This is a genomic window from Methylotetracoccus oryzae, from assembly GCF_006175985.1.
Taxonomy (GTDB): Bacteria; Pseudomonadota; Gammaproteobacteria; order Methylococcales; family Methylococcaceae; genus Methylotetracoccus; species Methylotetracoccus oryzae.
The window spans coordinates 1-3,716 of the sequence record NZ_SRSH01000039.1 but is presented as its reverse complement, the minus strand read 5'-3'; the positions used below and the strand labels follow the sequence as shown (position 1 = coordinate 3,716).

The 3,716-nt window shown below is 57.4% G+C and carries 6 protein-coding genes and 1 pseudogene; 5 read left to right on the top strand and 2 right to left on the bottom strand.

Features of this window, described 5'->3' with window-relative positions; translation table 11 throughout:
• From BWR02_RS21415 to BWR02_RS20720, 3 genes are all read left to right on the top strand, one after another.
• Positions 1–200 (top strand): hypothetical protein (locus BWR02_RS21415; protein ID WP_236102487.1); only part of this gene is annotated, 200 nt, incomplete at its 5' end.
• A gap of 70 nt (positions 201–270) precedes the next feature.
• A complete protein-coding gene (locus BWR02_RS21750) occupies positions 271–528 on the top strand; it encodes a type II toxin-antitoxin system Phd/YefM family antitoxin (protein ID WP_139559815.1) in 258 nt (85 codons plus the stop codon).
• Between the two features lie 5 nt (positions 529–533).
• Positions 534–947 carry a type II toxin-antitoxin system VapC family toxin gene (locus BWR02_RS20720; protein WP_139559814.1) on the top strand — a complete coding sequence of 138 codons (414 nt, stop codon included), beginning with the start codon at positions 534–536 and terminating at the stop codon, positions 945–947.
• Here the strand turns inward: BWR02_RS20720 and BWR02_RS21570 are convergent.
• Positions 944–1,258 carry a DUF433 domain-containing protein gene (locus BWR02_RS21570; RefSeq protein WP_139559813.1) on the bottom strand — a complete coding sequence of 105 codons (315 nt, stop codon included), beginning with the start codon at positions 1,256–1,258 and terminating at the stop codon, positions 944–946. The genes BWR02_RS20720 and BWR02_RS21570 overlap by 4 nt on opposite strands.
• A gap of 270 nt (positions 1,259–1,528) precedes the next feature.
• On the opposite strand from BWR02_RS21570, the gene BWR02_RS20710 reads away from it, so the two are divergent.
• A complete protein-coding gene (locus BWR02_RS20710) occupies positions 1,529–1,825 on the top strand; it encodes a nucleotidyltransferase family protein (RefSeq protein ID WP_139559812.1) in 297 nt (98 codons plus the stop codon).
• Positions 1,822–2,159, top strand: a pseudogene (locus BWR02_RS20705) (HepT-like ribonuclease domain-containing protein). Before BWR02_RS20710 ends, BWR02_RS20705 begins: the two are co-directional and overlap by 4 nt.
• A 378-nt stretch (positions 2,160–2,537) precedes the next feature.
• Here the strand turns inward: BWR02_RS20705 and BWR02_RS20700 are convergent.
• Complete coding sequence (locus BWR02_RS20700) at positions 2,538–3,494, bottom strand: TIR domain-containing protein (RefSeq protein ID WP_139559811.1); 957 nt, start codon at positions 3,492–3,494, stop codon at positions 2,538–2,540.
• Between the last annotated feature and the right edge of the window lie 222 nt (positions 3,495–3,716).

Sequence of the window (3,716 nt, the reverse complement as noted above, 5' to 3'; positions counted from 1 at the left end):
ACTGGAACTGGCCGGAAATACCCTGGAGTTACGACGACCGGGCCGAACAGCACCAAGACCCCTCCATCGCCTCAACCCACGACCTCGCCGACAGTACAAGTAGCCTTAACTTAACGGCATTGCAGACAGGGCTACCACCCATCACGTCGGACCCCGACCTATCCGGAAACGGGAACCGCGACGCAGATTTCACCGGATGAGACAGTTGAACGTGGTCCCGTTCACCATGCTAGACTAGTCACCACACTAGTCAGCGAGGGTGATGGTCAGATGCAAACATGGCCCGTACAAGATGCGAAAGCCAGGTTCAGCGAGTTTCTTGAAAAGTGCTTGACTGAAGGACCGCAGATGGTGACCCGACGCGGGGTCGAAGCCGCGGTGCTGGTACCAGCCGAAGAGTGGCGAAGACTCCAGACTGCCGCGAGGCCCACGCTCAAGGACTTGCTGCTTTCCAGCGAAGCGCGTGCCGAATTACCTATTCCCGCACGCGGTAACGCTCGTCGGCGCCCCCCTGTTGCCTTTCGGTGAGCGCGGTGTACTTGCTGGACACGAACGTCGTATCGGAACTTCGCAAACCCAAGCCTCATGGGGGCGTCGTGCAATGGATCGAAGGTATCGCCGACTCCGACCTGCATGTCTCGGCTGTGACGATTGGCGAGATTCAAGCCGGGATCGAGATCACGAGAGAACAGGATGAGCCTAAGGCCTCAGAGCTTGAACTGTGGCTTGGAGCGGTTTCCGCGACATTTAACGTGGTACCGATGGATGCGACGACGTTCCGCGAATGGGCACGCCTGATGCACCGTACCTCCGATACACTGTATGAGGACGCCATGATTGCGGCGACTGCGCGAGTGCACAAATTCACCGTGGTGACACGCAATGTCGCGGATTTCAGATGCTTTGGCGTAGACGTGTTCAACCCCTTCCTCGCCGCGCAAAGTTAGCGGCTAGCGCGTCGCCCAAGGCATGCCGATCGGAAGCATTGGATGAGTTGGGCCTGAATAGTCCGCGAGGAGAACGGGCAAAATGATAGCGGATCCCCTATTCGCACCCGATGTTCGGGGTCCGCGGCGAACGCCAGAGCGGCGCGGATATCATCGACTTCCAGTTCCGGAAAATCCTCGATGATTTGTTCCGGTGACAGGCCGGCTGCCAACTGTTCCAGCACGTCGTACACCGAGATACGCAGACCGCGAATACAGGGCTGGCCTCCACGCTTGACGGGCTCGATGGTGATTCTCTCGCGACAACTCATCGTGGGTCCCCTCGGTTCGCTGATAGCGCCCTCGTCGCCAAAAAAGCAGGTTTCCCGATTGTGGCCCCGCTGCGCCAGATGCAGCGGCAGGCCTGCGAGGTGAATGCGCGTCCGGCGTGGCATGCGTGGAACATGGCATACGCCACGCGAAATGTGAGCTTGGCCCCTTTTTACGCCACTAAAGGTACGCGGCATTGCCAAGCCACAACTGACCCCGTATTTTTAAGGGCACGTTTTCCGTGCACGGTCGTGCTGCCCCAGGGAGTTCTCATGTCCACTGTGCTCGATCGCCTCCGCGCCCAACGCGAAGCCATCCACGACTTGGCTCGGGAGTTTGGGGCGCGCCGCATTCGCGTGTTCGGCTCGGTTGCTCGCGGCGAGGAGCGTCCCGACAGTGATGTCGACTTCCTGGTCGACTTTTCTCCTGGATATGATTTTTTCGGCCAGCGCCTACCGTTGACCGAACGGCTGGCGGACCTGACCGGTCGTCGCGTCGAGTTGATCCCGGAACATGAATTGAACCGCCACCTACGACCCCAGGTGCTGGCGGAGGCAGTCGATCTGTGACCAAACGCTGGCAGGCTTACGCCGAGCACATCGTTGACACGATCGCCAGGATCCGGCGCATCGAATCCCGCGGCGATCTCTCGCAGGACGAAGTGCTCTACGATGCCGCCCTGCGCAACCTACAAACCCTCTCCGAAGCGACCCAGCAACTGCCGGAGGCCTTGAAGCAGCGCTCCCGGCAATCCCCTGGAAGCAAATCAGCGGTTTTCGAAACATCCTCGTGCACGACTACTTGGGTCACATTGACCCGGCTACCGTGGACCGCGTGATCAAGCAGCAGCTCGAGCCATTGGAAGCGGCTGTGAGCGCCATGCTCCGCGAATCGGAAACGTAATCGCCGAACAATGAGCCTGGTCCCTTGTACCTCCATTTTAGAGATACAGAAGAAATCGCGGCAGGGAATGCGAAAGCCCAGCAAGACGTGTTCTATGTGCAAAGTCACGAACTGACCCCCGCCTTTCCCTAATCGCTGAATCTGCGCCGCCCCTCCCTTTTCCGCAGTCCTACCCACAAGAAAACCGTGGTCTGTCGCCTATTTTCGCCTATTTTCGCCTATTTTCGCCTATTTTCGCTCAATAGGGTCGTTCACTATTTTCCCCTAATTTTTCGCCTGACCCGCTTTCTCCGCTAACGCAACAACGCATGCCGCAGGACAGAAACATGGAAACTTCATGTCTCCAATTGATATTTCTCTGATGTACTGTACCTACGGTTAGATTTTTCTGAGATCGGTGGGATTCCTGTTCGTTACGCTTATGAGGCGCTTCGTGAGCTTTTCTTTCAGATCTCGCAGGTTGTCGTATTCAGGGCAGTTATAAGCCGCCAAGTCAAAGTGGATTTCTGTTCCAGCCCTGCGGAAGAGAATCACGCGCTTGTCAAGTGCATGGGCGAAACCAACCTCATAGTAGACGTTCGGCCGGGTTCCAGTCAGATCTGCGAAGAGGAACTCAGAGGTGCGGATTTCGTTGAGTACGCGCTCGCTTATGACACCTTCATGTTCAATGTCGTCAGCGCGTAACGCCCGGATTCCGAATTCTCGGAAGACTGCCCTGACGGTATCAGCCACGTCGGTGAGCTCGGGACGTTCGGGATCCATCCACATCATGATGAACGCGGTCCCTGCTGTATATCGTGCCGCTTCGGTAGCCGAGCCAGAGCGAGTGCTCTTAGGTGGCGCCGCTTCGACGAGCCGGAGAACTGCATTCAAGTCCGCCACTGAGTTTCTGAGGTCCTCGAGAGCACGGGAAGGCGAGACACTGGACGACTCTGACTGCTGTGCGGGCTGAAAACCTAGTACGGTGCCCTCGTCATGCACTACGTCAGCGCGCTGATACTGAAATTTTCGCAGTCTAAGCGATGCCCTAAGTGCCTTGGCGGCGACCTTGACATCATGAATATCCTCTGTTCCTGTAAGCGCCGAAGAACGAGCAGCATCGGCAAGCGCTGCGCAAAGCGGCAGGGCCTTGTCGATGAGGGATAGCGCTTGTTTCTGCAGGCCTTCCGAAAGCTGCTTCCAGAAGTAGTCTGGGTCCCAGAAGTCAGGCCCTCCGAAAATGTCGGCGGTGAAGTCGTCCTTAACCTCCATCCCGGCATGCGTCAGCACCTTTGCAAAGTGAATCTCGGCCGCTTCCGAGAAAGAGCGCAGAGACTCGCGGAGGGATTCAGACATCGACAGTTCTCAATGGCCGGTGGTTGTGGAATCCGACGCAAAAGCAAGGGGCGCACCGCTTGCACGACCTCAAAGGTTAATCAAAGGTGCCAGGCTCCATTAAGGAGCCTCTGAACAAATGCGGCTGGTAAGCTATCGCCAACAGAGCACGTGAACGCGGTGACCGGATGAAACAGACGACCTTCGCCTCGCTGGCCTATGACCAGAAGAAGAAGCAGACCC